Annotated in this window: 4 protein-coding genes; 3 read left to right on the top strand and 1 reads right to left on the bottom strand. The window is 68.4% G+C overall.

Going from position 1 to position 6,000, the window contains the following annotated elements:
• Positions 1-69: 69 nt before the first annotated feature.
• A complete protein-coding gene (locus tag VF092_09395; protein ID HEX6747488.1) occupies positions 70-2,787 on the bottom strand; it encodes a DNA/RNA non-specific endonuclease in 2,718 nt (905 codons plus the stop codon).
• Between the two features lie 368 nt (positions 2,788-3,155).
• Here VF092_09395 and VF092_09400 point away from each other — a divergent pair, with 368 nt between their 5' ends.
• From VF092_09400 to VF092_09410, 3 genes are all read left to right on the top strand, one after another.
• The gene (locus VF092_09400; GenBank protein HEX6747489.1) at positions 3,156-3,617 is read left to right on the top strand and encodes an SRPBCC family protein; all 462 of its coding nucleotides are present in this window, start codon (positions 3,156-3,158) and stop codon (positions 3,615-3,617) included.
• 566 nt (positions 3,618-4,183) lie between these two features.
• Positions 4,184-5,335: a PrsW family intramembrane metalloprotease gene (locus VF092_09405; protein ID HEX6747490.1), complete on the top strand. Its 1,152-nt coding sequence runs from the start codon at positions 4,184-4,186 to the stop codon at positions 5,333-5,335.
• A gap of 185 nt (positions 5,336-5,520) precedes the next feature.
• A partial coding sequence (locus VF092_09410) for an SIR2 family protein (GenBank protein HEX6747491.1) occupies positions 5,521-6,000 on the top strand: 480 nt, incomplete at its 3' end.

Raw genomic sequence — 6,000 nt, forward strand, 5'->3', positions numbered from 1 at the left:
CCTTCAATTGAGAAGGGGCCGCGCCCGTAAGCGCGGCCCCTCCTTCGTGATCCCTTCAGCTCAGGCGAATCAGCCGTTGATGCTGTCGAGGATGCGGTTGGCGTAGTCGATCAGCGCCTGGCCCTCGGCCGCGGTCAGCCGGCCCGACGCCACCAGCGCCTGCACCTCGTTGATGAACGCGCTGACCTGGCCGCTGGCCGCCTCGATGTCGCCGCGCGCCACCGCCGCCTTCGCGGCGTTCAGCTTGGCGATCGTCGACGCCGCCTCGCCGCCGTGCAGCACGTCGTTCACCTGGTCGCGCAGGGCGTCGAGCGCCTGCTGGCCGTTCAGCACCGTCACGGTCGCCGACTTCGTGGCGGGCGCGCCGTCGTCGTCCGTCACCGTCACCGTCACGGTGTAGCTGCCGGCCGACGCGTAGCCGTGGCTGAGCGAGAAGGTCTTCCCGCCGAGCGCCAGCGGCTGCGCGCCGCTGCCGTCGCCGTAGTCCACCGTGGCGCTCCACGTGTCCGCGCCCGGGTCGGCGAACGAGCCGCTCGCTCCGTACGTCTCGCCCGCCAGGATCGTCGCGCCCGCGAAGGCCTGCACCGTGGGCGCCACGTTGAACACCGTCACCGCCGTGGTGGTGGTGGCCTCGGCGCCCGCCGGGTCCGTCACCGTCAGCGTCACGATGTAGTTGCCGTTGTCGACGTAGGTGTGGCTGGGCTTCACGCCCGTGCCCGTGTTGCCGTCGCCGAAGTCCCAGGCGTAGGTCAGCGCGTCGCCGTCGGGGTCGCTCGACGCGCTGGCGTCCAGCGTCACCGCCGAGCCCTCGAGGCCCGTGTACGGCCCGTCGGTGGCGGCCACCGGCGCGCGGTCGTTGGCCTCGAGCAGGATCTCGATCTGGTTCGGCAGGTTGCTCAGGAAGTCGTAGCCGGTCTCCTGCTCCAGCTGGTCCACCGTCACCTGGTAGTTCTGCCACGGGGTGTTGCGGATCCCCACCGACGACGCGGGCGTGCCGGTGGTGGTCAGGTTCGGCATCTTGACCGCGATCACCTGCAGGTCGCCCACCGAGTGCACGTCGGCCAGTCCCTCGCCGCCGTCCATGATCACCGCGATCTTCCAGGTGTAGTCGGGGATCGCGACCTTCCCCTCGTTCTTCAGCGTTCCCGGGGTGGCCGCGTACTCGCCGCCCGCCACCACGTAGATCTCCTTGCCGCTGGTCCGCGCCAGGTCGTTCAGGTAGTTCTCGAACTGGCTCCAGGGGCCCTGGTTGTTCTCGGCGCCCTGCGGCAGGATGTTCGTCAGCAGGAAGGTGCTGGCGTTCTCCTGGTCGGTGGTGGTGCGGCTCTCCGACTGCACCATGTGGCCGCGGTCGTAGCCGCCGTTGCGGTAGTCGAAGTCGACCACGCGGTACACGCCGGCGGGCAGCGTCTGGTCGGCGCTGAAGCAGTCGCAGCGCGGCACGCCGCTGAACTGGCTGGCGTTCAGGTTCCAGCTCACCCAGTCGGGCCCGCCGCGCGCCGGGTTGTACCCGGAGACGTACTGCCGCTTGTCGAGCACGATCTCGCCCGCGGGCACGCCGAGCGGCGCGCCGAACTCCACGTGGTTGCGGTAGATGGCGCTGGTGGGCGCATCCGCCGGGATCACCGTGAAGTCCACCTCGTTGTACACGCCGTTGGGCGCCGTCGCGCGGATCTTGGCCACGCCCGGGGCCACGCCGGTGATGTAGGCCAGGCTGTCGACCGTGGCCACCGACGGGTCGCTGCTCGTCCAGACCAGCGGCACTCCCGTCACCGTGGCGTTCGACGTGTTGCGCACGGTGGGGAAGGCCGGCTTGGTGTAGCCGGCGGGGACCTTGGCCGGGTCGTTGACGGAGATGGAGATGCTGGCCACGTCGCCCGGGTTCACCACGAACAGCGGGGCGGTGCCGCTCACGCCGTTGTTGGCCGTCGCCCGGATCGTCGCGATCCCCAGCGACACGCCGGTGGCGCGGCCGGTGATCGAGTCGATGGTGGCGATCTCGGGGTTCAGGCTGGCCCACTTGAAGGTGGTGCCCGCCGGCTTGCCCACCGAGTCGACCGCCGTGGCGGTGACGGTGAACGACGTCCCCGGCGTCACCCACGAGATGCGCACGCTGACCGACACCGCCGAGCCGCCCTGGTTGGGCTGCCCCGGGGTGCCGCGGTCGCCCAGGCCGTAGGTGCTGACCGACGTCGCCCAGTTGGTGCCCGAGATGATGGTGTTGTCGGCGGTGAGGTCGACCACCCCGCGCGACGAGCCCGAGGGCGGCGTGTAGGGGCCGGGGGCGGCCGGGAGGACGCGGACGGCGTAGGCCACCGAGTCGAGCGTGACGTTGGTTGGCGAGCGCAGCGCCAGCCACTCGTTGGCGCTGGTGCTGCTGCCGTTGTTCAGCGTGACCGACGAGCCGTACGAGTAGGCGACGGGAACGCCGCCGTTGGTGGCGGTGTTGGCGTTGTTGCCGAACACCACGTACTCGCCCGGATCGACCACCACGCTGCTGGCGATGGTGTGCGACTCGCTGGCCGTGAGCCCCGCGGCCGACACGATCTTGTAGCCCTGCAGGTCGACGGCGGCGGAGCCGCCGTTGTACACCTCGAACCACTCGCCGGCGGTGTCGGCCACCTTCGTGGGGTCCGGCATCACCTCGGTGATCATCAGGCCGTTGCTCGCAACTACGTCGTGTCGGGGCCCGGACGGCGCCACCATCTCGGTGCCGGTGTCCGTGCACGCCACCATGACGAGCCCGAGCGCGGCGGTCAGCGCCACGCGGATCGGTGTCGGTCGCATTGTTTCGTGGGGGAGAGAGCCCGGGGAAGCAGCAACGCCCCCGACAAACCCGGCGGGGGCGCCGCTCGTCCGGGAGGACACCCGGACGGCGCAGAATGTAACACATTTTGCGCCAGCAGGCAAACCTTTCGTGGTAACGCCGGAGTAACGGGAGAAAGTGCGTGATCGGCCGAGCGGGGAAGTGCCTAAGTGATTGTGGCGCAAATGCTTGAATTATCCGGTACTACAGACGTTTTCGGCGTTTTCGGAGCGGTTGCGGGGGAGGGCCGGCACACCCGCGAGTCGCCCGGCCCGGGTGTCTGCGTAGCAGCGGTGGCGCATCCGTTGCGCTGGCGCGACTGCGTGCTTCCCCGCAACCCGGACGGCCGATGAAGCTGCATCTCCTCCAGGCCACGCAGAACCTTCCCGTCTCGCTGTCCGAGGCGTGGGACTTCTTCTCCGACGCGCGCAACCTGGCGCGCATCACGCCGCCGTCGATGGGCTTCGAGGTGACCTCGGCGCTGCCCGGGCGGATGTACGCAGGGATGCTCATCACCTACCGCATCCGGCCGCTGCTGGGCCTGCCGGTGAGCTGGGTGACGGAGATCACGCACGTGGACGAGCCGCACCGCTTCGTCGACGAGCAGCGGTTCGGGCCGTACCGTTTCTGGCATCACCAGCACCTGTTCCGCGAAGTCGCCGGCGGCGTGGAGATGCGCGACCTCGTGCACTACGCGCTCCCCCCCGGCGGCGGCGCCGTCCGCCGCTTCCTCGTCGCCCCGCGCCTCGAGGAGATCTTCGCCTTCCGCCGCCAGGCGCTCGAGCGGCTGCTCGGCCCCTGGCCGGGATGATGGTCGATCGCCGCCAGGCCCCGTCGGCCGGTCCGGCTCGGACACAGATCACGGCCCGTATCCCAATCAACGCGAAAAAACAGCCTGTCGTTCCGAGGGCGACCACACCGAAGCCGAGTCCGCACCGTAGGTTGCGAGCCCGAGGAATCTGTAGCCGGCGTTCGAGCCACAGCCCGGCATTCGCGCGGAAGCCGGCCAAAGATTCCCCGGGAGCCGCCCGAATTCGGCTCAGGACGAGAGGACGGCGCAGCGGCTCCGCTCGGAATGACAGGTCGAGGCGTGGGGCTCCTTGCCTGTGGTGTGCAGGAGAGTCGTTCGTCGCCGCGATGCCGGGGCCGCAGTCCCGCAGGGACTTTCGTGCTGTTGTTGCCGTGAATTCCATTCGCCCGGCGGGCGAGACTTCGGTCCTACCCCTGCTGCGTGTCACCCTGAAACATGTTGTCGGGGGGCGGGGGAAACGGGTACGTTTCGGCGCCGTTCGATCCACCGTTCGCCCGACCGATGCTCCTCCACCCGCTCGAGCAGCTCCCGATCTCCATGGCGCCCGCCACCCCGTGGTCCAGGGGATGACGGAGCCGCAGGCCACGCCCGCCGACGCGCTCGACCACCCGCCGGGCGCCGATCCGTTCGCGCCGAAGCCGCACCCGGTGCTCACCTGGGTGGCGGTGATCGCCAGCGCCATCGCGCTGATGCTGATCGGGGCCGACCTGGGGCCGCGCGCCTTCTTCATGGGCGTGGTGCTGGCCGTCGTCCCCGTGCCCGTCTATCTGGCGCTGGCGCTGTGGATGGACCGCTTCGAGCCCGAGCCGCCGGTGACGCTGGCGCAGACCTTCGCCTGGGGCGCGTCGGTCGCGGTGCTCGTCTCCATCCTCCTCAACACCTACACCGAGTCCACCTTCGCCCAGCTCTTCGGCCGCCGCGCGGGCGAGATCGCCGGTCGGCTGGTCTCCGCGCCGGTGGTGGAGGAGCTGTCGAAGGGCGTGGCCCTCGTCGTCCTCTTCCGCACCCTGCGCGACGAGTACGACGACGTGCTCGACGGCGTGGTCTACGCGGCGATGGTGGGGCTGGGCTTCGCGATGATGGAGAACGTGCAGTACTACGGCGCCGCGATCGAGGAAGGCCATCGCAGCTCCGTGGCCACCTTCGCCATCCGCGGGATGCTGGCGCCGTTCGCGCACCCGCTGTTCACCGCGATGTTCGGCGTAGGGCTGGGCTACGCGCGCGAGCGCGGCCAGCCCGCGCGGCGCTTCTGGGCGCCGCCGGTGGGGTTCGCCGCCGCGGTGGGGCTGCACGCGCTGTGGAACTGGGCGGCCGGGTACGACGACACCTGGTTCGTCACCCTGTACGCGCTGGTGATGTTCCCCGCCTTCATGGGGCTGCTGGTGATCGTCTACCTCTCGCTCGTGCGCGAGGGGCGCATCATCCGCGAGCACCTGGGCGCGCTGGTGGAGGATGGGATGCTGACGCCCGACGAGCTCGACCGCCTGTGCGTGGTCCGCAGCCGCCTGCGCTCCACCTACCGCGCGTGGCGCACGGGGGGGATGGCGCGGTGGCGCGCCCAGCGCGAGCTGCACCGCATGGCCAGCGAGCTGGCGTTCCACCGCTGGCGCGTGCAGCGCGGCCTTTCCCAGGGCGCCGAAGCCGACGCCCGCCGCGAGGCGCTGTATCTCCGCCGCCTGGAGGCGCTCTGCCGGGCGGAAGCTCCCGAGCGGAAATAGAGCCGGGTGCTAACGTTCAGGTTCCTCCCTCCAGGGCTGATCTCCGCCACCCGAGCGCCGTCTTCGTGTAATCAACGACCGCACTCAAGCAGAACGGCATCGCAGTCGCGAGCCGGTGTTGCGAACGAACAGATCTGAAGATACGTTCGAAAAATCGTTCCAATTTCTTGCACCGACGAGACCCCATGCCACAAATTCTGACTTTTGAGGAAATTGCCAGCGAATTACGAGCCGCAATCCTCAGTGGCGACACGGCACTGGTTATTGGAGCCGGAGCTAGCTTTACAAGTGGGGCACCTCTTGCGAGTGGACTCGTGGCGGAAATACGGGCAAAGTTCCCGCTCGCTGCGATTGATGAGGAAGCTACGTTTTTGGACGCCGCAACAGAAGTATGTGATACGCCACCATATGGGCGGATAAAGCTTGTTCGTATGTTGAAGGATTTGCTCGCTCCACTTGAACCCTCACCGAGCTACAAACAAATCCCGAGGGTGAAATGGAGTGCTATCTTTACAACGAATTATGATGACCTGATCGAGAAGGCCTACCTTTCCCCGGGGCGGGTGCAAAGTATTCAACCCATTCATCTTCCATACGAGGGAAATGTTCTCCCGCGTGCGAATCACGTGTTACTATATTACCTTCAAGGATCAATCAAAGAGTCG

Origin of the sequence: Longimicrobium sp., assembly GCA_036377595.1 — a bacterium.
Lineage (GTDB): Bacteria > Gemmatimonadota > Gemmatimonadetes > Longimicrobiales > Longimicrobiaceae > Longimicrobium.